The sequence below is a fragment of the Streptomyces sp. PKU-EA00015 genome (assembly GCF_013387495.1).
GTDB lineage: Bacteria > Actinomycetota > Actinomycetes > Streptomycetales > Streptomycetaceae > Streptomyces.
The window spans coordinates 113,708-137,106 of sequence record NZ_JABZEE010000038.1; the positions used below are offsets into that span (position 1 = coordinate 113,708).

The window sequence follows — 23,399 nt, forward strand, 5'->3', positions numbered from 1 at the left end:
GGCCCCGTCCGCACCGGACCGCCCGGGCGTGCGGGACCTCTCCGCGGCGGAGGGGCCTGGCCAGCACGGCCGGTGAGCTGGCAGGATCGCGCCATGTTCCCGGCCGGCCTCCACATCAGCCGCCGTCGTGCCCTCGCGGGGTCGGCGGCCGCTCTCGTCGCCCTCGGGCTGCTGCTCTGGTGGCTGCTGCCGATCGGGCGGACGTCGCCGAGCGGGGAGCTCACCTTCAGCACGGGGTCGCGCAGCGGCGTCTACCAGCGCTACGGCGTGCTTCTGGAGCAGGCGCTGGCCAAGGACATGCCCGATGTGGAGATCGACCTGATCACCAGCGAGGGCTCGCAGCAGAACCTCGCGCGCGTGGCGTCCGGCGAGGCGGACTTCACCATCGCCACGGCCGACGCGGTCGCCAAGTACAAGCGGGAGGGTCTGCCCGGCGCCGACAGGCTGCGCGGCTGCGCGCGGCTCTACGACGACTACGTGCATCTGATCGTGCCGCAGAAGTCGCCGGTCTCGTCGGTGGGAGACCTGCGGGGCAAGGTGGTGGGCGTCGGCCAGCAGGGGTCGGGTGTCCGGCTCGTCGCCGACCGGTTGATGACCGCGGCGGGTCTCGATCCGGAGCGGGACATCACGCCCGTCCCCGCCGGGATCGACACCATGCCCGGGCGGCTGGAGAACGGCAGCCTCGACGCGTTCTTCTGGTCGGGCGGCCTGCCCACGAGCACCATCCAGGAACTGTCCGAGCGGTTCGACGTGCGGCTGGTCCCGCTGGAACCGGAGCTCGTCGACAAACTGCACGCCACAGGCGACACGACCAGCTACTACCGCTCCGCCGTGATGCCGGCGGACGCGTACATGCAGGCGCAGGGCGGGACGCCCGTGTCCACCGTGGCGGTCGCGAACCTCCTCGTGACCACGGAACGGACGGACGCGGCGATGACGGAGGGCTTCACGCGGACGGTGATCGACAGCCGCGATCACATCGGCAACACGGTGCACCCGGCCCAGCTGGTGGATCTGCGCACCGCGGTCTACACGGCCCCGTTGCCTCTCCACGAGGGCGCCCGGCGCTACTACCGGTCGGCCAAGCCGTAGCCGTCCGGGGGCCGGGAGGCGGGCAACACCGCCCGGCCTCAGCCGCCCGGCGGCGTGCGCGGCACCCTCACCGTCACGCGCAGGCCGTGCGGCTCGTGGTGGGCGTAGTCGATCGAGCCGCCGCCCGCCATCAGCAGCGCGCGGGCGATGGAGAGCCCGAGGCCCGACCCCTTCACGTTCTGGTGGCGGCCGCTGCGCCAGAAGCGGTCGCCGATACGGGACAGTTCCTCGTCCGTCAGCCCCGGGCCGCCGTCCGTCACCACGACCGTGGACGCGGTGCCGTTCGACGTGACGTCGACGGCGACCGACTCCCCGCGCGGAGTGAATTTCAGGGCGTTGTCGATCACCGCGTCCAGGGCGCTGGAGAGCGCGACCGGGTCCACCCACGCGGTGACGGGCGCCGTGTCCCCACCCAGCAGGACTCCCTTCTCCTCCGCGAGCGGCCGCCATGCCGCGACCCGCTCGGCGGCCAGCTCGCCGATGTCGGTCAGCTGGAGGTCGGCGGCGGCGTGCTCGGCCAGCGCCAGGTCCAGGAGATCGTCGAGCACCTGGGCGAGACGCTTCCCCTCGGTGCGTACCGAGGCGATCTCCTCGTTGCCCTCGGGCAGCTCCAGCGCCAGCAGCTCGATGCGCAGCAGGAGGGCGGCCAGGGGGTTGCGCAGCTGATGGGAGGCGTCGGCGACGAAGGCCCTCTGCTGTTCGAGGACTTCCTCGACGTTGTCGGCCATCTCGTTGAAGGAGCGCGCCAGCCGCCTGAGTTCGGGCGGACCGCCCGCGGCGGCGACCCGCGAGTTCATCCGGCCCGTGGCGATGTCGTGCGTGGCCGCGTCCAGGACGCGTACGGGCCGCAGCACCCAGCCGGTGAGCCGGAACGCGGCGCCCACGGCGAGCAGCATCGCCGCGCACTCACCGGCCGCGATGAGCAGCCAGCCCTGCAGCACGCGTGAACGCAGCTGGCCGGTCGGCGAGTCGGTGAACACGACCGCGACGACGTCCCCGTCCCGGACGACCGGTGAGGCGACGACCAGCCGCTCGCCCCGCTGCCATGGCCAGACCTGCGGCGGGTCCTGGCTGCGCCGGCCGGTGAGCGCCTGCTCGAAGGCCTCGTGCCCCTCGCCCTCCCCCGGCAGCGTCCAGGTCTGCGGCGCGCGCGCCATGGAGTCCATCTCGCGGTAGAAGACGCCCGCGCGTATGCCGTACGTGTCGTAATAGCGGTCGAGCTGCTCCTGGAGGGTGGAGCGGCGCTCGTCCGTCACCGACGGCCCCTCCGTGACGAACTGGGCCAGCGCCGCGAAGCGCACGGTGTCGTCGATCCGGTCGACGACGACGCGCTGCTGCTGGGCGGCCGCGATGCTCACGGCCAGCGGGAAGCCGAGCGCGAGCAGCACACCGGCCATGAGCACGATGAGCAGCGGAAGCAGTCGGGTACGCACCGGGAACGGCCGGCCTTACGCCCCGGCGGGCGCGACGAGCCGGTAGCCGACGCCGCGCACGGTCTCGATCAGCGCCGGCATGCGCAGCTTGGAGCGCAGGGACGCGACGTGCACCTCCAGCGTGCGGCCGGTCCCTTCCCAGCTGGTGCGCCACACCTCGCTGATGATCTGCTCGCGACGGAAGACGACTCCGGGCCGCTGCGCGAGCAGCGCCAGCAGGTCGAACTCCTTGCGCGTGAGCTGGACATCGGAGCCGTCGACGCTGACGCGCCGGGTGGGCAGTTCGATGACGACCGCGCCGAGCCGCAGGGCGTCGTCGGTCGATCCCTGCGGGGCGTCATCGCCCGCTGTGGTGCGCCGGCTGACGGCATGGATACGGGCCAGCAGCTCACCGGTGTCGTACGGCTTGACCACGTAGTCGTCGGCGCCGAGGTTGAGCCCGTGGATGCGGGACCGGACGTCCGAACGCGCGGTCACCATGATCACGGGCGTGGAGGTGAGCTTCCGCAGCTTGCCGCAGACCTGGTAGCCGTCCTGGTCGGGCAGGCCGAGATCGAGGAGCACGACGCCGAACGGCGGCTTGTCGGGGTGGCTGTCGGGGAGCACGGCCCGCAGCGCCTCCTCGCCGTTGCGGGCGTGGACGACCTGGAACCCGTGCCGCGCGAGCACCGCGGACAGGGCAGCAGCGACGTGGTCGTCGTCCTCGACGAGCAGCAGCCTCATGGGCCCCCTACGTTCATGCGTCATGGTCGTACGGTCGGCGACGCGGGATCTTGTGGACGTGAGCGTGACAGGGCATTGGCCCGGCACCTAACAGGGCATGAACGCCGATGTCCCCGCACCGAGTCAAGGGGCATCCTGTTACACAGGGGTTTCCGTTACCCACCCGGTACCCTGATCACCGCCCTGTTCACGCAGAGTGTCCGATTGCGACCGGATCGTTATGCTCAATTTCCCCTCAGATGTAATGACTGTCGTCGCACTGCGTGCTTAGGGTCCTCTGCAACCGAGGAGGACGGAGCAAGAAGCCGATGAGCGGAGTGTCAGTGACCAAGGGCGACGAAGCCGTACCCGCTGCGGGCGACCTGGTCGTACTGAGCGACGTGAACAAGCACTTCGGCGCGCTGCATGTGCTCCAGGACATCGACCTGACGATCACGCGCGGCGAAGTTGTCGTGGTGATCGGACCGTCCGGGTCCGGAAAGTCCACGCTGTGCCGCACGATCAACCGCCTGGAGACGACCGACTCCGGCACCATCATGATCGATGGCAAGCCGCTGCCCCAGGAAGGCAAGGAGCTCGCACGGCTCCGCGCCGACGTGGGCATGGTGTTCCAGTCGTTCAACCTGTTCGCGCACAAGACCGTGCTGGAGAACGTGACGCTCGGCCAGGTCAAGGTGCGCAAGACGGACAAGAAGGCCGCCGTCGAGAAGGCGCGGGCGCTGCTCGACCGGGTGGGGGTCGGCGCTCAGGCCGACAAGTACCCCGCCCAGCTCTCCGGCGGTCAGCAGCAGCGCGTCGCGATCGCACGGGCGCTGGCGATGGATCCGAAGGTCATGCTCTTCGACGAGCCGACGTCGGCTCTCGACCCCGAGATGATCAACGAGGTTCTCGAGGTCATGCAGCAGCTGGCGCGTGACGGGATGACAATGGTGGTCGTCACCCACGAGATGGGCTTCGCCCGATCCGCCGCGAACCGGGTCGTGTTCATGGCGGACGGCAAGATCGTCGAAGAGGCAACGCCCGAGGAGTTCTTCAGCAACCCGCGCAGCGACCGGGCCAAGGACTTCCTGTCGAAGATCCTTCACCACTGAGTCCTGGATCAGCTGATCCACCACTTCGCGTCAACATAGGGAAGTCACATCATGAAGCTTCGTAAGGTCACCGCCGCTTCGGCCACCGTCCTCGCGCTCGCCCTGTCGGCCACGGCCTGCGGCTCCGACGGCGGCAAGGACACCGGCTCGGGCGACGGCGGCGACAAGAAGATCACCGTCGGCATCAAGTACGACCAGCCCGGCCTCGGCCTGAAGACGCCGGACGGCAAGTTCACCGGTTTCGACGTCGACGTCGCCAAGTACGTCGCCAAGGAGCTTGGTTACGCCGAGGGCGACATCGAGTTCAAGGAGACGAAGAGCGCCGACCGCGAGACCGCGCTGGCCCGCGGCGACGTGGACTTCATCGCCGCCACGTACTCGATCACCGACGAGCGCAAGCAGAAGGTCGACTTCGCCGGCCCGTACCTGCTCGCCCACCAGGACCTGCTGATCCGCGCCGACGACAACATCAGCAAGGGTGACGACCTCAACGGCAAGAAGCTCTGCTCGGTCACCGGTTCCACGTCCGCGCAGAACGTGAAGAAGGACTTCGCGCCGAAGGCCCAGCTGAAGCAGTACGGCACCTACTCCCAGTGCCTCGGCGCCCTCCAGAGCGGCGCCGTCGACGCGCTCACCACCGACGACTCGATCCTCGCCGGCTACGCCTCCCAGGACCAGTACAAGGGCAAGTTCAAGATCGCCGGCCTCAAGCTGAGCAACGAGAACTACGGCATCGGCGTCAAGAAGGGCGACGCCGAGATGGTCAAGAAGATCAACGCCGCCCTCGAGAAGATGGTCCAGGACAAGTCCTGGGACGCGGCCGTGAAGGCCAACTTCGGCCCGGCCAACTACCAGAACGAGCCCGCCCCGAAGATCGGCAACATCGTCAAGTGAAGCAGGGCTGACGAGGCGCGCCGCCGCTGACGGCGGCGCGCCGGGCCCTCCCACACGCGGAAGCGCGGGAGATCGTGTTCGACTTTCTTGAAGGTTACGACTTGCTCGGGGCGTTCTGGATGACGGTGAAACTCACCGTCCTCTCCGGAATCGGCTCCCTGGTGCTCGGCACCGTCCTCGCCGCGATGCGAGTGAGCCCGGTGCCTCTGATGCGCGCGTTCGGCACGGTCTATGTGAACGTGGTCCGGAACATCCCCCTGACGGTGATCATCGTCTTCTCCTCGGTCGGTCTCGCCGACACCCTCGGAATGACCCTGGGGGTTCCCGACGACTTCGAGGCTCTGCCGTTCCGGCTGGCTGTCCTCGGGCTCTCGGTCTACACCGCGGCCTTCGTCTGCGAAGCCGTGCGGTCCGGCATCAACACCGTGCCGGTCGGACAGGCGGAGGCGGCACGCGCTCTCGGTCTGAGCTTCACGCAGGTCCTGACGACCATCGTGCTCCCGCAGGCCTTCCGCTCGGTCATTGGTCCACTCACGAACGTGCTGATCGCGCTCACCAAGAACACCACCGTCGCTGCGGCCATCGGCGTCGCGGAGGCGGCTCTCCTGATGAAGGAGATGATCGAGAACGAGGCACAGCTGGTCCTCATCTCGGCGGTCTTCGCCTTCGGCTTCGTGGTTCTCACCCTTCCCACCGGACTCATCCTCGGCTGGGTCGGCAAGCGCATGGCGGTGAAGCGATGACGTCCGTCCTCTACGACGCTCCGGGCCCCCGGGCCAAGCGCCGCAACATCGTCTACACGGTCGCCTTCCTCGCCGTGCTCGTGCTGGGCATCTGGTGGGTCCTGAGCGTCCTGGGCGACAACGGGCAGCTCGAGTCGTCCCTGTGGAAGCCGTTCACCGAGGCTCAGGCCTGGACGACCTATCTCCTGCCCGGCCTCGGCAACACGCTGAAGGCAGCAGCCCTCGCCATGGTCATCGCGCTTCCGCTGGGTGCGGTCTTCGGCATCGCCCGGCTCTCCGACCACCGCTGGGTCCGCGTCCCCGCCGGGGTCGTCGTGGAATTCTTCCGCGCCATCCCGGTCCTCCTCCTGATGCTGTTCGCGAACCAGCTCTACGCGAACTCCGACGCCATCAGCAGCGACATCCGCCCGCTGTACGCCGTGGTCACCGGCCTCGTGCTGTACAACGCGTCGGTCCTCGCAGAGGTCGTCCGCGCAGGCATCCTGTCGCTGCCCAAGGGCCAGACGGAGGCCGCCAAGGCGATCGGCCTGCGCAAGGGCCAGACGATGACGAGCGTCCTGCTCCCCCAGTCCGTGACCGCGATGCTGCCCGCACTGGTCTCCCAGCTTGTCGTGATCGTCAAGGACACCGCGCTCGGCGGCGCGCTGCTGGCCTTCACCGAGCTGCTCAGCGCTCAGAGCACGCTGGCCGCGAACTACGCGAACACCATCCCGAGCTTCATCGTCGTCGCGGTGATCTTCATCCTCCTCAACCTCCTGCTCACGACCTTCGCCTCCTGGCTGGAGGGCAGGCTGCGACGGGGCAAGAAGAGCACGGGCGCGGTCCTGACCGCACCCGGCGGCGCGGAGGAGCCCGTCGGGGAGCCCGGAGTCGCCAAGACCGACAACGGGCGGGCTGTCTGACGGTTCATCGGATGTCCGACCGCTGAGGGGCGGTGGCCATATGGCCGCCGCCCCTCGCCGCACCCCGGTGTCGCTTGACGCAGGCAGCGGCAGTGAGTTGCATACGTTCTGTGATCGCGCACCGGGCTCCCTCCGCACCTCTTCGCATGACCCTTCGCGCCCGAGGAGTCACCTCGTGGACCCGGTGATCGTGGTCGGGGCGGGCCCGGTCGGCCTGGCCCTGTCCCTGGCCCTCGCGTCCCAGGGCGTCCCCTCCGTCGTGCTCGACGAGAGCAACGGAAAAAACGAGCCGCGGCCCGCCCGCACCGTCGTCCTGCGCGCGGACACGGCCGCCCTGGTGGAACGGCTCGGCTGCGGCACCCTGCGTGACGAGGGCGTCCGCTGGACGGGGTGGCGGTCGATGCGGCGCAGGCAGGAGGTGCGGCACCTGCCTCTCGGCGATGGCCTCACACCCGCTCCGCTGCACATCTCGCAGCACGCGCTCACCCGCGGCCTGCGGGACGCGGTCACCGAGCAGCGCCTCGTACGGCTCGTCACCGACAGCCGCCTCGACTCGCTGGAGCAGGACGGCAGCGGCATCACCGCGCACAGCCGCGGGCCCTCGGGCACCTGGTGGCGGGGCAGTCATCTCGTCGGCTGCGACGGCGCCAGGTCGACGGTCCGCAAGCTCCTCGGCATCCGCTTCCCCGGCCGTACGGCGGTGGAACGCCATGCGGTGGCCGCCCTGCGCACCGAACTCCCCTGGTCCGGCGAGGCGTTGCTGCACCGCCGTCCTCCGTGGCCGTCGGGGGGTGCCGAGGTCGTCGCGCGCCCCCTGCCGGACGGCGTGTGGCGCCTGGACTGGCTGCTGCCGCCGCGCGGCGAACTGGTCACCCCGGAGGCGCTGGTGGCCCGGGTGCGGGACACCCTGGCGGGCTGGTGCGGCAACACCCCGCCGTACGAGCTGATCGACACCGGCGTCTACACCCTTCACCACCGACTGGCCCGCCGCTGGCGCGTCGACCGGGCCTTCCTCGCCGGCGATGCCGCGCATCTGCTCGGTGCGCTCGGCACGCAGGGGGTCGACGAGGGGCTGCGGGACATCGGCAACCTGGCCTGGAAGCTGGCTCAGGCCTGGCACCACGGGGCCTCCGACACCCTGTTGGACAGCTACCAGGACGAGCGCCGCACCGCCGTCGCCGCACGGCTTCGCGCCGCCGACCAGTCGCTGCCGATACTGCGCAGCGGCAGCGGTCTGCGGACCTACCTGCCAGGAGCAGCGCGTGGCCACGACACGATGCTCACCGACGGCCACCTCGGTCAGGGCGCGCTCGGCGCGCCCCCCGTCTACGGCCACTCGGTGCTCACACCCGAGCCGGTGACCCCGTCGGCCGCTGTCGCCACCGACGCGGGTGCCCCCGTCGAGGACGTGCGGGTGACGGCTCCTGACGGGACGGCCGCACGTCTGTGGGACCGGCTGGGGCAGGGGCGCCTCCTCGTCGTCCTCGTCGCGCCGGGCACCGGCGTGTGGGACCGGCGGCACTGGGTGAGCGCCGGGGTGATGCCGAGGCTGGCGGAGGCCGTCGCCGGGCTTCCGGTCCCGGCGGAGCTGCTGGTAACGGAGAGCTATCCGGGTGCGGCGGCGCACACGGTGCTGCTCGTCCGGCCGGACGGGCATCTGGCGGCCGCGTTCGCCGGTGTACGGCCCGCCGAGCTGCACGCGGCGGCGGACACGGTCCGCGGCGGCGCACCGTCCACAGCTCGCGCCGGCCGCACTGCGGACATCAATTGACCCTCGCGGGTGCACATGGTGTACTCCGGATCGTGACCGACACCGATGTGCGCCTGTGGCGGAGGGTCCATATGGACCTCGTCCGCTACGCGGGCTGCGTGTGTCGCCCGTCCTGCTGAATCGCCTTCCCCGCGCCGTGGCCTGCTGTGCCCGCGCGCTCTCCAGCGAACTTCCAGGACGGTATCCGTGTCCCACCCTGCTCCCGCATCCGCTGCCACCTCATCTCCGCGCCCGGCCGACGCCCTCCAGCCGGGCGGGCCGACCGCCGCCGAACTGCTCGACTTCGTACAGCGCGCCGCTGCCGACAAGGAACTGATCGCCTCCCTTCCACGCGACCCCGAGGGCCGCACCTGGCTGCGGCTGGACGGTCCGCGCGGGAGTGAGGCCTGGTTGATCGGCTGGCCGCCCGGCACCGGTACCGGCTGGCACGACCACGCCGAGTCCCTGGGTGCGTTCGCCACCGCCGAGGGGCAGCTGACGGAGCACTCCCTGGCCGTCCGGCTCCCGGCGAGCGGCTGGAAGACCCTCGAACTGAACGACGGCGTGGACCGCGTGCGCCACCTGGGTGCGGGCCGGGCACGGGCCTTCGGACAGCACCACGTGCACGAAGTGCTCAACGAGTCGTCCACCGTCCACGCCGTCTCCGTGCACGCGTACTATCCGCCGCTCCCGCTGATGCGGCGTTTCAGCCGGTCGGGCGCGGTGCTGCGGCTGGAGCAGGTCGAGCGTCCGGAGGACTGGCAGTGAGTGAACGCCCTGGCATCGACGAGCTGTTGGAGCGCATACGGGAAGGGCTGGTGCGCGTAGGGCCGCGGGAGGCATACGAGGCGGCCGAGCACGGAGCGCTCCTCGTGGACATCCGCTACCAGGCGCTGCGCGAGCGGGACGGTCTGATCCCCGGCGCGCTGGTCGTGGAACGCAACGAGCTGGAGTGGCGGCTGGACCCGCAGGGCAGCCACCGCGCGCCGGAGGCGACGGGGCACGACCTGCGGATCGTGGTGATCTGCAACGAGGGCTACGCGTCCTCCCTCGCCGCGGCCTCACTGCACCAGCTCGGCCTGCGTCGTGCGACCGACCTCGTCGGCGGCTTCCAGGCCTGGAAGGCGTCGGGTCTCCCAGTAGCCCGGTAAAGGACGGCCCACGAGCCGGCGTCAGCCAGGCCGGGCGGGGGTCCGGGTGAGTCCGTCCTCGGCCGAGCGTGACCGCGGGCATAAGTTTGGCGACTTCCGGCCACCCTGCGGCCGGAATTCATTTTTACGGAATCCAGCCAGCCGCTTACCGGAATCAACCCTTTCCATTATTCCGAGAAAGCGGCCATGTCGCATATTGCACCCTTCCCATCGACCTCCACGGATGCGATGCTCAAGTAACCCTCAAACGAGGGCTTTTACGCTTGCGCGGCTCCGGCAGGCATGGAATTGTCATGGCCGTGCGGGAGACGGAAAATCCCTTCGCACGCAAGAGGGGAAGCGTGGCATTCAAATCAAGCCATGCCGCCCGCTGTCCTGGCTGATAACACCTCAAGCGTTTACCGCTGAAGGAGTAGGTAAAGAAAATTGCTGAAAAGCACTCGCATTCGACGGACCGTCACCAAGCGGGCACTTGGAGTGCTGCTGGCCAGTTCCTTCGCGCTTAGCTTCGGGGCTCCTGCATCAGCTTCCGAGGTAGGCGCCACGGCGCATCCCAGCGGTTGCCACTACGAGGTGCCCAACGGCAAATGGGGCGGGGTTGCGCGTTGCGAAAGCCACAACGGCGGCTCCTACCGGGCTGTCGTCCAATGCAAGGACTCCAGCGGGAAGGCGTGGGAGTACGTAGGCCCGTGGAAAAAGAGGGGATGGTCCTACGCGTACTGCCAGGGAGACTCCAAAGCCACCGGCGCGGGCATCGATACCCGCGCCTAGAAAACGGCCGGATCTATCGGGAAAGGATCAGCGGCAATGAAGAAGCTGTGTTCGACACTGCAGGTCACCATGGGGATCGCAGCCTGTTTCACTATCGGACTCCAAGGCACTGCCAATGCGGCCCCCGCCGAATATGTACCGGCCTCAAATGATGTATCCATCATGGCCCATCCGACCAGCTGCTCCAACGGCCAGAACCAGAACGGCTGGGAGGCCCACTGCCGTAACAGCAATGGCGGAAGCTACAAGGCGACGGTGACGTGCCGGCCTCGCGCCGGTGGAGATCTCGTCATTCGAGATGCGACGGTTTGGAAGAGCAGCGGACTCTCCATAGTCTTCTGCCCGCCACTCACCGCTGTCGTTTACGGCGGCATCATCACAAAGTCCACTCGTTAGCCTCGATCTTCGTGACGGTCCGTCGGTTCTTCGGCGGGCCGTTTCGGTTGTTCGGGCTGTTGCTGGCCAGGCCAATGGCCCGGCTGTCGTCGGGTGAGCGCGGGTTCTATAGTTCCGCCCGAGGTGATGCTGCTTCCAGAGACTGGATGCGCTGTCACCGGGTTCCTGAGAGCTTCGAGCCATGCCCGGCGTCAGTGATCGTCGGTCCAGGGGCCAGTGACATGCGAATTATCGGAACCTTGACGGAGGGCACCGTTGCTCGTGTGTGACTACCTGTCGTTGTGAGGTCTCAGGACTTCCTTGACGGCTTGTCGTCAGGAGATCGTTGACGGCCCTTCTGCGTGCCCATGCCTTTGACGTAGAGCCTGGTGATCGGTCCGAGGTTCTTGCGGGGCCTGACTGTGGCTCGTCCTCCCCGTGCAGGATCCGGTAGTTGGTGTCCTCGATGACGACGGTGACGCTCTTCCCGGCATGCCGCGTTGCCGAGCTTGATGAACTGACCGTTGATCATGCAGAGCCGCTCGCATGCACCTTGCACTGGGCCCGGATGGCACCGGCTGGCAGATTATCCAGACCTACCGCCCACTCGTGGCCTGGCATTGCGCCCGGCCGGGCGGTGGTGGTCGGGCCTCTGATCAGCGACTCCGACATCACCCCTCGGGCCCGGTGACACCCCCAGGTCATCCGCTCGACAGGAACAGTCATGCCGGGCCCGGAGGCCAGCGGCCCTCTTGCAGGGACCACGAAGAAGCTAACAGGGGGCGCGCCGCTGTTGCGGAGTGATCATATCTGCGGGGGGCTGCTGCTGGACGGCTGGCGCAGGTCGATGCAGTCGATAGCCGGGCACCTCGACCCAGCTACCAGGCCCTGGGCCTCCTCCAACACCTGAGGAACCAGCACCTCCCCCCACCTGCCGACACCCAACGCCATGCCCTACGACACCACCTGACAAAGCACTACTAGGCGCCCGCCTCGTCCAGGTCCTCGGTGCCCTCGCCCTCCTCCTCGAGGGCGCGCTTGACCACCCTGAGCGCCATGCCCTCGGGATATCCCTTGCGGGCGAGCATCCCGGCGAGGCGCCGGAGGCGGCGGTCGCGGTCGAGGCCACGGGTGGCACGCAGTTTGCGCTCGACCAGCTCCCGTGCCGTCGACTCCTCCTGGTCCGCGTCGAGCCGGCCCACCGCCTCGTCGATCAGCGTGGCGTCGACGCCCTTGGTCCGCAGCTCACGGGCCAGCGCCCGGCGGGCGAGGCCACGGCCGTGGTGCCGCGACTCCACCCAGGCGCCGGCGAAGGCGGCGTCGTCGATCAGCCCCACGTCCTCAAAACGCGAGAGGACCTCCTCGGCCACCTCCGCGGGGATCTCCCGCTTGTGCAGCGCGTCCGCCAGCTGCTTGCGGGTGCGGGGCGTCCCGGTGAGCAGGCGCAGGCAGATCGCCCGCGCCCGCTCCCCCGGATCCTGGGGCGGCAGCGCCTGCTCGGCCCTCGACGAGTCGGCGCTGTCGCCCGGCCATTCGGTACGCCGGGCCATGGATCAGCCCTTGGCCGCCGCCGTCTTGGCCGACTTCGCCTTGGAAGCCGGAGCGGGGACCGACTTCGCCGCGTCCTCGGGCGCCGCGGCGCCTGCCGCGTCGGCGCCGGGCTCGGCCTCCGGCGCCTCCGGGCGGACACCGACGCCCAGCTTCTCCTTGATCTTCTTCTCGATCTCGTTGGCGAGGTCGGGGTTGTCCTTCAGGAAGTTGCGCGCGTTTTCCTTGCCCTGTCCGAGCTGGTCGCCCTCGTACGTGTACCAGGCGCCCGCCTTGCGGACGAAGCCGTGCTCCACGCCCATGTCGATCAGGCCGCCCTCGCGGCTGATGCCCTGGCCGTAGAGGATGTCGAACTCGGCCTGCTTGAAGGGCGGCGCGACCTTGTTCTTGACGACCTTGCAGCGGGTGCGGTTGCCGACGGCCTCGGTGCCGTCCTTGAGCGTCTCGATACGGCGGATGTCGATACGCACCGACGCGTAGAACTTGAGCGCGCGGCCACCGGTCGTGGTCTCCGGCGAGCCGAACATGACGCCGATCTTCTCGCGGAGCTGGTTGATGAAGATGGCCGTCGTCTTGGACTGGTTGAGCGCGCTGGTGATCTTCCGGAGCGCCTGGCTCATCAGCCGCGCCTGCAGACCCACGTGCGAGTCGCCCATCTCGCCCTCGATCTCGGCCCGGGGCACCAGGGCGGCCACCGAGTCGATGACGATCAGGTCGAGTGCGCCGGAGCGCACGAGCATGTCGACGATCTCCAGCGCCTGCTCGCCGTTGTCCGGCTGGGACAGGATCAGGTTGTCGATGTCGACGCCGAGCTTCTTCGCGTACTCCGGGTCGAGTGCGTGCTCCGCGTCCACGAAGGCCACGGTGCCGCCGGCCTTCTGGGCGTTGGCCACCGCGTGGAGGGTCAGAGTCGTCTTGCCGGAGGACTCGGGGCCGTAGACCTCCACCACACGGCCGCGGGGAAGGCCGCCGACGCCGAGGGCGACGTCGAGCGCGGTCGACCCGGTGGGGATGACCTCGATGGGCTCGTTCGGCCGCTCGCCCAGACGCATCACGGCGCCCTTGCCGAATTGCCGTTCAATCTGTGCGAGCGCGGCGTCGAGCGCCTTCTCGCGGTCGGTTCCTGCCATGGGTTCCACCCGATTTGCTTGAGTCGATCGCTTCACGTCAAAGACGCTAACCCCTGCCACTGACAATGGGCCCCGCCGTCCCTCCCAGCCTGTGGATAACTCGCGGGATTCCGCCGAGATCCGGGCCGGAACCCCATGAGAATGGATGTTCGATTTTGGTGTCAAGCGCACCACACCGTCCGGCGTGGCCCCGCCCGGCGGCACAGCTCCAGGGTCCTCCGGTCGTCCGGCGTGGACAAAGACGCCGGTGGAAGAGGCCGCACCATGTCCGTGCCGGTACCGGCGGGGCAGTCGGTCGGACGGCCCCGCCGCAGGTCACGCCTCCGGGGAGCTCCTCGGGCCGGACGCATCCGTGTCCCGTGCCCCCCGGCCGCGCCGCATTGCGCCCCGGATCTGGGCCAGCGCCCGGCTCGCGCGTGGCCGGTGGTGTCCGTGCACACGCGGGTCGTCAGTGACGTCGTACCGCCGCACGTAGGCACCGAGGAACGCCTGGAGCGTCGCGATCGCAGGGATCGCGATCAGCGCGCCGACCGCCCCCAGCAGCGCCGTCCCCGCCACCACCGAGCCGAAGGCGACCGCCGGATGGATGTCCACCGTCTTGGCCGTCAGCTTGGGCTGCAGCACGTAGTTCTCGAACTGCTGGTACACCACGACGAACCCGAGCACCCACAGGGCGTACCAGGGGTTCTCGGTGAACGCGATCAGCATCGGCAGCGCGCCCGCGAGGTAGGTGCCGATGGTCGGGATGAACTGCGAGACGAGGCCCACCCAAACCGCGAGTGCGGGAGCGTACGGCACCCCCAGGATCTCCAGGAGGACGAAGTGGGCGGCGCCGGAGATCAGCGCCATCAGTCCGCGCGAGTAGAGGTATCCGCCGGTCTTGTCGACCGCGATCTCCCAGGCTCGCAGCACCTCGGCCTGCTTGGCCGGCGGCAGGACCGAGCACAGCGCGCGGCGCAGCCGCGGTCCGTCGGCCGCGAAGTAGAACGAGAACAGGAAGATCGTCAGCAGCTTGAACAGCCCGCCCAGCACGGTCGCCGAGACGTCGAGCACTCCGCTGGCGCTGTTCTGCACGTACTTCCGCAGCCAGTCGGAGCGCAGCAGACTGTCCTGCACCTCGACCCGGGACAGCTCGGTGTGGAAGATGCCGTTGATCCAGCGGATGACGGAGTCGAGGTACTTGGGGAAGTCCTCGACCATGTCGATGATCTGCCCGGCCAGCATCGAGCCGAGCAGAACGACGAAGCCGACTCCCACCACCAGCACCGCGATGAAGACCAGGAATGTGGCGAGCCCGCGGCGCATACCGCGCGCGGCCATGCGTCCCACGGCCGGCTCCACGGCGAGCGCCAGGAAGAACGCGATCAGGATGTTGATCAGCAGCCCGATGAGCTGGTGGAAGGCCCAGCTGCCGAGCTGGAAGCAGGCGTAGAGCGCGAGCGCCAGCACCATGGCGCGCGGCAGCCAGCGCGGCATGCGGACGGGACCGCCGTTCCCGCCGGCCGCGGTCGGCGGGGGCGTCCCCGGCGGTGTGGTGGGGGCGGCGGTGGTGTCCCGCTCGGTCGCGTCCGCGGTGGTCTCGTTCTGGGCGTTCCTGTCGGTCCGGTCCACCAAACAAGTGTCCCGTACGCCGGTGACAGGGGGTGGTCCGCCCGGTGTCTCAGCGCTTGTCGGCGGGGATGTCCATCGCGGCGCAGACCCCGCGCCACACATCCTTCGCCTCCCAGCCCGCGGCCAGCGCCTCATGGACCGTGCGGCCGCCGAGTTCGGCCATCACATGATCGCGTGCGAACGAGTCGGCGTAGGCCGCGCCGAAGTGGTCGGCCATCCGCTCCCAGAAAATCGTCAACCGCATGCCCCCAGTATCCCGCCCCTGAGAGTGCAGCCCCGCCCGTCGGGCTTGCCTGAAGCCCTTTCCGCCCTACCGTCGGAACATGGCTGGAACCGGAGCAACCCATGAGGCCCCTCTCACGTCTCCTCTCGCCCGCGCCGAGCACTTCATCTGGCTGACCGCCCGTGTCCTCGAACAGCGGCGGTTCGCGTACCACTTCCTCGACGGCGGCTCGGACGCCGTCGAGACGGCTCTCGCCGCGTACCTCAACGAGGACGGCGGCTACGGCCACGCGCTCGAACCCGATCTGCGCGGCCCCGTCAGCCAGCCCCTGCACACGGCGCACGCCCTTCGGGTGCTGGACTCCATCGGCCGCTGCGGCGGTCTGCGCGTGGAGCGGATCTGCCGCTACTTCACGCAGGTGTCGACATCGGACGGCGCGCTGCCTGCCATCCACCCGTCCCAACGCGGATATCCGGCCGCGCCGTTCCTCCCGATCGTCGACGACCCGCCGAGCGAACTGCTGGCGACCGGCCCGGTCGTGGGCCTGCTGCACCGCAATCAGGTGTGGCACGCCTGGCTGTTCCGGGCCACGGACTTCTGCTGGGCGGCCGTCGACGCCCTGGACAAGTCCCATCCGTACGAGATCGAGGCGGCGGTCGCCTTCCTGGACAGCGCCCCGGACCGCTCGCGCGCCGAGGCCGCCGCCGACCGGCTCGGCCGGATGGTCCGCGAACAGCGACTGGTCGCCCTCGATCCGCGTCGGCTCGACGACCAGCCGGTGGCGCCGGGCTACGCGCCCGGCGAGCACCACTTCCCGCACCACTACGCGCCCACGCCGGCCTCCCTGGCCCGCCGCTGGTTCACGGACGAGGAGATGGCCCTCTCCCTGGAGCACCTGACGGCGCAGCAGGAGCCGGACGGCGGATGGCCGATCACCTACCGCGCGTGGGCGCCCGGGACGGCGTTGGAGGCCCGGCCGCTGGCGACCGTCGAGGCGTTGCGGACCCTCCAGGCGTACGGCCGTCCCATCGGCTGATCCACCAAGGCCCCGGCGGGCTGGTCCATGCGCCGGTGCGCACACGCGCGGGTGACGACGACGGCCACGCGCGCGTGGCCGCTCAGCCCCCGAGCGCCCGTACGCCCGCCGTGACCGCCACGGCCGCTCCGACGACCGCCAGGAAGGGGGCGCGCAGTACGAGGGCGACGGCTGCGGCGCCCAGACCGGCCGCCCGTGCGTCGAGCACCAGGGTGTCGCCGACGCTGAAGGTCTGCTGTGCGGTGAGCGCGGCCAGCAGGGCTACGGGCAGCAGCGCGGCCAGCCGCTGCACGAGCGGACGTTCCAGGGTGTCGGCGGGCACCAGCAGGCCGGCGAGTTTGACGAGGTAGCAGCCGAGGGCGGTCGCCGCGATCGCGATCCAGACGCTCAACGGTCCTCTCCCTTCCCACGGGCCGTACGCGCCGTCCCGTCGGTCTTTCCTCCGTCGCGTCCACGGCCGGCGACCCGGTCCGCCCGACCGATCGCACGGCCCTTGAGCCACAGCACGGCGGGCGCAGCCAGCGCCGCCACCAGCACCGGCACTCCGGCGGGCAGGACGGGCAGGAATCCGAGTCCGAGCACGACCGCGAGCCCGGCCACCGCGCGCTCGGTGGCCGTGCGCAGCATGGGTGCGAGCAGGGCGAGGAAGACGGCGGGCCCGGCCGCGTCCAGTCCCCATGCGTCGGTGTCGCCGATGGCCTCGGCGCCCAGTGCCCCGAGGAGGGTGGTCAGGTTCCACAGCACGTAGAGGGTGAGCCCGGTGACCGTGAAGCCGATGCGCACACTGCGCCGCGTGGGCTGTGCGAGGGCGACGGCGGTGGTCTCGTCGATGACCCAGTGGGCCGCCAGCGGCCGCAGGAAGCGCGGCAGGGCGAGCAACTGCGACAGCCTCAGCCCGTAGAAGGCGTTGCGCACGCCGAGGAAGAACGCTCCCGCGGCGGCGGCGAACGGGTTGCCGCCCGCGGCGATGGCGCCGACGAGCGCGAACTGCGAGGCGCCGGTGAACACCAGCAGACTGAGCGCGCAGGTCTGCAGAAGAGTGAGACCGGATCCCGCCGACGTCACGCCGAAGGCGAATCCGGACAGGCCGACGGCGATCCCGACGCCGAGTGCGTCCCGGACGACGGCCGAGTCCGGTTTGGTCACTCCCTGCGGCCCGGATCCCGGTGCCGCGGTCGCGGATATCTCTGGGTGAGCTGTCTGTTCTGCCACGTCAGGGACGTTACGCAGGCTTCCGGTGAGGCGTCTTGTACGTTCTTGCGCGTTCGCGCCGGTAGGCCCCGGGAGGCACGCCCACGATCCGGGTGAAGTGACGGTTGAGATGCGGCTGGTCGGTGAAGCCGACGGCGACGGCCGCCTCGGCCGGCGCCGTCCCGGCGTCCAGCAGTCGGCGGGCGCAGCGCACGCGCGCGTCCGTCAGCCAGGTGTGCGGCGGCAGCCCGTACGCGGACTTGAAGGCGCGCAGGAGCGCGAAGGGACTCGTGCCGAGTTCCTGTGCGAGCTCCTCCAGGGACGGCGGCTCGGCCATCCGCTCCTCCAGGAGCTGCCGGGCGAGCTCCGCGGTGCGGGCCCCGGAGGCGAGCGGCGCACGGGCGGGCAGCGCGCGACCGTGGCGCCGCAGCAGCCGCGCGACCGCGAGGCGCAGCACGCTGTCGGCAGCGAGCGCGTTGCCCTGTTCTGCGGCGCAGTGCACCTCGTGCACCAGACGGGCGGTGTCCGGGTCCTCGACGATCGTCTCCGCGAAGCCTGCCGTGCCGCGCAGGCTGGTCACCTCCTCGGCGATCGTCGCGACCAGCTCGGACGACGGGTAGAGGGTCGAGTACACCCAGCCCTCGGGGACCCCCGCCTTCGCCGAGTGCGGCACCTCAGGGTTGATCATCACCACGGTGCCCGGCCTGGCACTGATCGTGCCGTCCGGCATGAGCACGTCCTCGATGCCGCGGCGAACGGCGCCGAGGACGAAGCCCTCGTGCGTGTGCCGGGTGAAGGAGTGACGCACATAGCGGGCCTGCAGCAGGTCCAGACCCGGTACGCCGGGGTACTGCCAGTGCCGCGCCCACTCGCCTTTCCGGTCCGGTGCCGCGTCGGTCTCCATACGGCAATTCTGCGCCGCCGGCCTGGCCCCTGACCTGCCCGTCCACGTCCTGGACACGGTTGTCAGTGGTCGGGTGCACGATGGGGGGCATGGCCAGGACTGCGCTCGACTCCTTCTCCCCCGCGACCCGAGGCTGGTTCACGGGGGCGTTCAGCGCGCCCACCGCCGCGCAGGAGGGGGCCTGGCTGGCTATCGGAGAGGGCTCGGACGTCCTGGTCGTGGCGCCGACCGGCTCGGGCAAGACGCTGGCCGCCTTCCTCGCCGCCCTCGACCGGCTCACGTCCACACCGCCGCCCGCGGAGACGAAGAAGCGCTGCCGCGTGCTGTACGTGTCTCCGCTCAAGGCGCTCGCGGTCGACGTCGAGCGCAATCTGCGCAGTCCGCTCACGGGAATCCGGCACGAGGCGGTGCGGCTGGGCCTGCCGGAGCCCGAGGTGCGGGTCGGTATCCGTTCCGGTGACACCCCGGCCGCCGAGCGCCGGTCGCTGGTCTCACGGCCGCCGGACATCCTCATCACCACGCCCGAGTCGCTGTTCCTGATGCTCACGTCCTCCGCGCGGGAGGCCTTGACGGGTGTCGAGACGGTCATCCTGGACGAGGTCCACGCCGTGGCGGGCACCAAGCGCGGCGCGCACCTCTCCGTGTCCCTGGAGCGTCTCGACACTCTGCTGCCGCGCCCCGCGCGCAGGATCGGCCTGTCCGCGACGGTGCGCCCGGTCGACGAGGTCGCCCGTTACCTGTCGCCGCAGCGCAGGGTCGAGATCGTCCAGCCGCCCTCCGGCAAGGAGTTCGACCTCTCGGTCGTCGTCCCCGTCGAGGACCTCGGCGAGCTCGGGGGATCGCCCGCGGCCGACGCGTCCGAGGGACCCGGGGAGAGGCCCTCGATCTGGCCGCACGTCGAGGAGCGGATCGCCGACCTCGTCCAGGCCCACCGCTCCACGATCGTCTTCGCCAACTCCCGCCGCCTCGCGGAGCGTCTGTGCAACCGGCTCAACGAGATCGCCTACGAGCGTGCGACGGGTACTCCCCTGCCGGAGGACGGGCCACCGGCAGAGATCATGGCGCAGTCCGGGGCAGCCCAGGGCGCCCCGCCGCTCCTGGCCCGCGCCCACCACGGCTCGGTCTCCAAGGAGCAGCGGGCCCTGGTCGAGGAGGACCTCAAGGCGGGGCGGCTGCCCGCCGTCGTCGCCACCTCCAGTCTGGAGCTGGGCATCGACATGGGCGCGGTCGACCTGGTCGTCCAGGTCGAGTCACCGCCCTCGGTCGCCTCCGGCCTCCAGCGCGTCGGCCGCGCGGGACACCAGGTGGGCGCCGTCTCCACGGGTGTCGTCTTCCCCAAGTACCGCGGCGACCTGGTGCAGGCGGCCGTGGTCACGGAGCGGATGCGCACGGGCTCCATCGAATCGCTGCGCGTCCCGGCAAATCCGCTGGACGTGCTGGCCCAGCAGCTCGTGGCCATGGTCTCCATGGACCCGTGGCAGTTCGACGACCTGCTGGCACTGGTCCGCCGTGCCGCGCCGTTCGCCTCGCTGCCCGAGTCGGCGTTCACCGCGGTCCTCGACATGCTCGCAGGGCGCTATCCGTCGGACGCGTTCGCCGAGTTGCGCCCGCGCGTGGTGTGGGACCGCGTGGCGGGCACGGTGACCGGCCGGCCGGGCGCGCAGCGGCTCGCCGTCACCTCCGGCGGCACCATCCCCGACCGTGGCCTCTTCGGGGTCTTCCTCGCCGGTGCCGACCCCAAGAAGGGCGGCGGCAGGGTGGGAGAGCTCGACGAGGAGATGGTGTACGAGTCACGAGTGGGTGACGTCTTCACCCTGGGCACCACCTCGTGGCGGATCGAGGACATCACCCGTGACCGGGTGCTGGTCTCGCCCGCCCCCGGCGTCCCCGGCCGCCTGCCCTTCTGGAAGGGCGACCAGCTCGGCCGCCCGCTGGAGCTGGGCCGCGCGGTCGGCGCGTTCCTGCGCGAGGTCGGCGGGCTCGCGCCCGACGACGCCCGACTGCGCCTGGTGGCGGCGGGTCTGGACGCGTGGGCGGCGGACAATGTGCTGGCGTATCTCGACGAGCAGCGCCGGGCCTGCGGCCATGTCCCCGACGACCGCACGATCCTCGTGGAGCGTTTCCGGGACGAACTGGGCGACTGGCGCGTGGTGATCCACTCGCCGTTCGGCGCGCAGGTCCACGCGCCCTGGGCGCTGGCGCTGGGCGCCCGCCTCGCCGAGCGGTACGGCATGGACGCACAGGTCATGCACGCGGACGACGGCATCGTGCTGCGGCTGCCCGACGCCGACCTGATGGGACTCGACCTGCTCGATCAGGACCCGGTCCATGTGGACACGGCGTACGACAGCGAGCAGGCACCGGTGGGAGCCGCGGACACGGTCTTCGACAAGGGCGAGATCAGTCAGATCGTGACCGACCAGGTCGGCGGCTCGGCCCTGTTCGCCTCGCGGTTCCGGGAGTGCGCGGCCCGCGCGCTGCTGCTGCCGCGGCGCAATCCCGGCAAGCGCACGCCGCTGTGGCAGCAGCGCCAGCGTGCGGCTCAACTGCTCCAGGTGGCGAGCGAGTTCGGCTCGTTCCCGATCGTCCTCGAAGCGGTCCGCGAATGCCTCCAGGACGTGTTCGACGTCCCCGGGCTCACCGAGCTCATGGGCGACATCGAGTCGCGCCGGGTCCGCCTGGTCGAGGTCACCACCCCCGAGCCCTCGCCGTTCGCCCGCTCCCTGCTCTTCGGCTACGTGGCCCAGTTCCTCTACGAGGGCGACTCGCCGCTCGCCGAGCGGCGCGCGGCGGCACTTTCGCTGGACTCCCGGCTCCTGGCCGAGCTGCTGGGGCAGGCCGAGCTCCGGGAGCTGCTCGACGCGGACGTCCTGACGGAGCTGGAGCGGGAGCTGCAGTGGCTGACGGACGACCGGCGGGTCAAGGACGCCGAGGGCGTCGCCGATCTCCTGCGCGTTCTCGGGCCGCTCACCGATGCGGAGCTGGCCGAGCGCGGTGGCGACCCGGCCTGGCCGCAGGAGTTGGCGGCCGCACGCCGCGCCATCCGCGTCCGTATCGCGGGCGCCGACCACTGGGCCGCGGTCGAGGACGCGGGCCGGCTGCGCGACGCCCTGGGCACCGCGCTGCCCGTGGGTGTCCCCGAGGCTTTCACCGAGCCGGTCAAGGACCCCCTCGGCGACCTCCTCGCCCGTTTCGCGCGGACGCACGGGCCGTTCACCTCGGCCCAGGCGGCGGCCCGCTTCGGAATGGGGCCGGCCGTCACGGAGGGCGGTCTGGCCCGTCTCGCCGCGTCGGGGCGCGTCGTCCAGGGCGAGTTCCATCCCGCGGGCATCGGTCAGGAATGGTGCGACGCGGCCGTGCTGCGCCGTCTGCGCCGCCGCTCCCTGGCCGCGCTCCGGCACGAGCTGGAGCCGGTCCCGCCCGCCGCGCTCGCCGCGTTCCTCCCCCAGTGGCAGCACATGGGCAGCAACCGGCTGCGCGGCATCGACGGGCTGGCCCGCGCCGTAGAGCAGCTGCAGGGCGCCGCCGTCCCCGCCTCCGCGCTGGAGAAGCTCGTCCTCCCGTCCCGCGTCTCCCACTACAGCACCACGCTCCTCGACGAACTGACCACCACGGGCGAGGTGGTGTGGGCGGGCGCCGGCGCCCTGCCCGGCAAGGACGGCTGGGTCTCCCTCTACCTCGCGGACGCCGCCCCGCTCCTGCTCCCGCCCCCGCACCCGCTGGAGCTGACGGCCCTGCACGAGTCGGTGCTCGGCGCCCTGTCCGGCGGGTACGGACTGTTCTTCCGCCAGATCGCCGACCAGGTCCGCGCCACCACGCATCCCGACGCCACCGATCCGCAACTCGCCGACGCCGTCTGGGACCTGACCTGGTCCGGGCGGCTCACCAACGACACCCTCGCGCCCCTGCGCGCCCTGCTGGGCTCGGGCCGCACGGCAGGTTCGACGGCCCACCGCGCCAAGCGCTCGGTCCCCCGCGGCCGCTACGGCACCCTGACGGCGACGGCCCGCCCCACCTCCCGCTCCGGCCCGCCGACCGTGAGCGGCCGCTGGTCCCTGCTGCCGGCCGCCGAGCCCGAGCCGACCCACCGGGCGCACGCTCTCGCCCGCACCCTGCTCGACCGCCATGGAGTGGTGACCCGCGGCGCGGTGGCCGCCGAGGGCGTGGAGGGCGGCTTCTCCGCGACGTACCGCATCCTGTCGGCCTTCGAGGACAGCGGGCAGGCCCGTCGGGGCTATGTCGTCGAGGGCCTCGGAGCGGCCCAGTTCGCGATGGACGGCGCGGTCGACCGGCTGCGCGCCGCCTCCACCGCCCGGGACCGGGAAGTGGGTCAGGCGGCACCCCGCGCGGTCGTCCTGGCCGCCGCCGACCCGGCGAACGCGTACGGGGCGGCGCTGCCCTGGCCCGAGCCGCCCGAGGGCGCCGGGCACAAGCCGGGCCGCAAGGCCGGCTCCCTCGTCGTCCTCGTGGACGGCGAGCTGACGCTGTACATGGAGCGCGGCGGCAAGACGCTGCTCTCCTGGGTGACGGACCCGGAGGCTCCGGCTCTGCACGCGGCGGCCGCCGCCCTGGCCTCCGCGGCCCGAGAAGGCGCGCTGGGCACGGTGACCGTGGAGCGGGCCAACGGCTCTCCGGCCCTCACCTCATCCCTGGGCCGCGTCCTGGAGACCGCCGGATTCCACGCCACACCGAGGGGGCTGCGCCTGCGCCCGTGACCCACGCACCGGCGTACGTCCGGACCGGCGCCCGTGGCCCACCTGCCTCCCCTCCCGACCGCCGCCCGTGACCCACGCACCGGCGTACCTCCGGGCAGGCCCGGCGGCGACGGCCC

The 23,399-nt window shown here is 70.8% G+C and carries 21 protein-coding genes; 12 read left to right on the forward strand and 9 right to left on the reverse strand.

Features of this window, described 5'->3' with window-relative positions; translation table 11 throughout:
• The first annotated feature begins 93 nt into the window (after window positions 1-93).
• A complete protein-coding gene (locus HW130_RS23670) occupies window positions 94-1,092 on the forward strand; it encodes a TAXI family TRAP transporter solute-binding subunit (RefSeq protein ID WP_177151688.1) in 999 nt (332 codons plus the stop codon).
• 38 nt (window positions 1,093-1,130) lie between these two features.
• On the opposite strand, the gene HW130_RS23675 is transcribed toward HW130_RS23670, so the two are convergent.
• Both HW130_RS23675 and HW130_RS23680 read right to left on the reverse strand, forming a co-directional pair.
• Window positions 1,131-2,525 carry a HAMP domain-containing sensor histidine kinase gene (locus HW130_RS23675; protein WP_177151689.1) on the reverse strand — a complete coding sequence of 465 codons (1,395 nt, stop codon included), beginning with the start codon at window positions 2,523-2,525 and terminating at the stop codon, window positions 1,131-1,133.
• Between the two features lie 15 nt (window positions 2,526-2,540).
• A complete protein-coding gene (locus HW130_RS23680) occupies window positions 2,541-3,248 on the reverse strand; it encodes a response regulator transcription factor (RefSeq protein ID WP_177151723.1) in 708 nt (235 codons plus the stop codon).
• Window positions 3,249-3,556: 308 nt separating this feature from the next.
• Between HW130_RS23680 and HW130_RS23685 the strand changes: the two genes are divergently transcribed.
• From HW130_RS23685 to HW130_RS23720, 9 genes are all read left to right on the forward strand, one after another.
• A complete protein-coding gene (locus HW130_RS23685; RefSeq protein WP_177151690.1) occupies window positions 3,557-4,339 on the forward strand; it encodes an amino acid ABC transporter ATP-binding protein in 783 nt (260 codons plus the stop codon).
• A gap of 51 nt (window positions 4,340-4,390) precedes the next feature.
• Window positions 4,391-5,233, forward strand: a complete 843-nt coding sequence (locus tag HW130_RS23690; protein WP_177151691.1) for a glutamate ABC transporter substrate-binding protein — start codon at window positions 4,391-4,393, stop codon at window positions 5,231-5,233.
• Window positions 5,234-5,307: 74 nt separating this feature from the next.
• Window positions 5,308-5,976, forward strand: a complete 669-nt coding sequence (locus HW130_RS23695) for an amino acid ABC transporter permease (protein ID WP_177151692.1) — start codon at window positions 5,308-5,310, stop codon at window positions 5,974-5,976.
• Complete coding sequence (locus HW130_RS23700; protein ID WP_177151693.1) at window positions 5,973-6,878, forward strand: amino acid ABC transporter permease; 906 nt, start codon at window positions 5,973-5,975, stop codon at window positions 6,876-6,878. The genes HW130_RS23695 and HW130_RS23700 overlap by 4 nt, the downstream gene beginning before the upstream one ends.
• A 175-nt stretch (window positions 6,879-7,053) precedes the next feature.
• Window positions 7,054-8,649 (forward strand): FAD-dependent monooxygenase, encoded by a 1,596-nt coding sequence (locus tag HW130_RS23705; RefSeq protein ID WP_177151694.1) that lies wholly within the window; start codon window positions 7,054-7,056, stop codon window positions 8,647-8,649.
• 47 nt (window positions 8,650-8,696) lie between these two features.
• Complete coding sequence (locus HW130_RS37035) at window positions 8,697-8,768, forward strand: putative leader peptide (protein ID WP_309544753.1); 72 nt, start codon at window positions 8,697-8,699, stop codon at window positions 8,766-8,768.
• Between the two features lie 67 nt (window positions 8,769-8,835).
• A complete protein-coding gene (locus HW130_RS23710) occupies window positions 8,836-9,396 on the forward strand; it encodes a cysteine dioxygenase (protein ID WP_177151695.1) in 561 nt (186 codons plus the stop codon).
• Entirely contained in the window at window positions 9,393-9,779 is a 387-nt protein-coding gene (locus HW130_RS23715) for a rhodanese-like domain-containing protein (protein ID WP_177151696.1), read from the forward strand. The genes HW130_RS23710 and HW130_RS23715 overlap by 4 nt, the downstream gene beginning before the upstream one ends.
• Window positions 9,780-10,586: 807 nt before the next feature.
• Window positions 10,587-10,946: a hypothetical protein gene (locus HW130_RS23720; RefSeq protein WP_177151697.1), complete on the forward strand. Its 360-nt coding sequence runs from the start codon at window positions 10,587-10,589 to the stop codon at window positions 10,944-10,946.
• A gap of 959 nt (window positions 10,947-11,905) precedes the next feature.
• On the opposite strand, the gene recX is transcribed toward HW130_RS23720, so the two are convergent.
• The 4 genes from recX to HW130_RS23740 all read right to left on the reverse strand — a co-directional run bounded on the left by recX (window position 11,906) and on the right by HW130_RS23740 (window position 15,458).
• Entirely contained in the window at window positions 11,906-12,475 is a 570-nt protein-coding gene (recX, locus tag HW130_RS23725; protein ID WP_177151698.1) for a recombination regulator RecX, read from the reverse strand.
• A gap of 3 nt (window positions 12,476-12,478) precedes the next feature.
• Entirely contained in the window at window positions 12,479-13,603 is a 1,125-nt protein-coding gene (gene recA / locus HW130_RS23730) for a recombinase RecA (RefSeq protein ID WP_177151699.1), read from the reverse strand.
• Between the two features lie 315 nt (window positions 13,604-13,918).
• On the reverse strand, window positions 13,919-15,079 hold the full coding sequence (locus HW130_RS23735; RefSeq protein WP_218183912.1) for an AI-2E family transporter: 1,161 nt from the start codon (window positions 15,077-15,079) through the stop codon (window positions 13,919-13,921).
• 184 nt (window positions 15,080-15,263) lie between these two features.
• Window positions 15,264-15,458, reverse strand: coding sequence for a DUF3046 domain-containing protein (locus tag HW130_RS23740; RefSeq protein WP_177151701.1), 195 nt, complete (start codon window positions 15,456-15,458; stop codon window positions 15,264-15,266).
• A gap of 79 nt (window positions 15,459-15,537) precedes the next feature.
• Between HW130_RS23740 and HW130_RS23745 the strand changes: the two genes are divergently transcribed.
• A complete protein-coding gene (locus HW130_RS23745) occupies window positions 15,538-16,473 on the forward strand; it encodes a hypothetical protein (RefSeq protein ID WP_177151702.1) in 936 nt (311 codons plus the stop codon).
• Between the two features lie 82 nt (window positions 16,474-16,555).
• On the opposite strand, the gene HW130_RS23750 is transcribed toward HW130_RS23745, so the two are convergent.
• The 3 genes from HW130_RS23750 to HW130_RS23760 are packed head-to-tail and all read right to left on the reverse strand — an operon-like array spanning window position 16,556 to window position 18,568.
• Window positions 16,556-16,864 carry an AzlD domain-containing protein gene (locus HW130_RS23750; RefSeq protein ID WP_177151703.1) on the reverse strand — a complete coding sequence of 103 codons (309 nt, stop codon included), beginning with the start codon at window positions 16,862-16,864 and terminating at the stop codon, window positions 16,556-16,558.
• A complete protein-coding gene (locus HW130_RS23755; RefSeq protein ID WP_309140543.1) occupies window positions 16,861-17,685 on the reverse strand; it encodes an AzlC family ABC transporter permease in 825 nt (274 codons plus the stop codon). Before HW130_RS23755 ends, HW130_RS23750 begins: the two co-directional genes overlap by 4 nt.
• A 10-nt stretch (window positions 17,686-17,695) precedes the next feature.
• Window positions 17,696-18,568 carry an AraC family transcriptional regulator gene (locus HW130_RS23760; protein ID WP_177151704.1) on the reverse strand — a complete coding sequence of 291 codons (873 nt, stop codon included), beginning with the start codon at window positions 18,566-18,568 and terminating at the stop codon, window positions 17,696-17,698.
• Between the two features lie 89 nt (window positions 18,569-18,657).
• Here HW130_RS23760 and HW130_RS23765 point away from each other — a divergent pair, with 89 nt between their 5' ends.
• Window positions 18,658-23,283 (forward strand): ATP-dependent helicase, encoded by a 4,626-nt coding sequence (locus HW130_RS23765; protein WP_177151705.1) that lies wholly within the window; start codon window positions 18,658-18,660, stop codon window positions 23,281-23,283.
• Window positions 23,284-23,399: the final 116 nt, after the last annotated feature.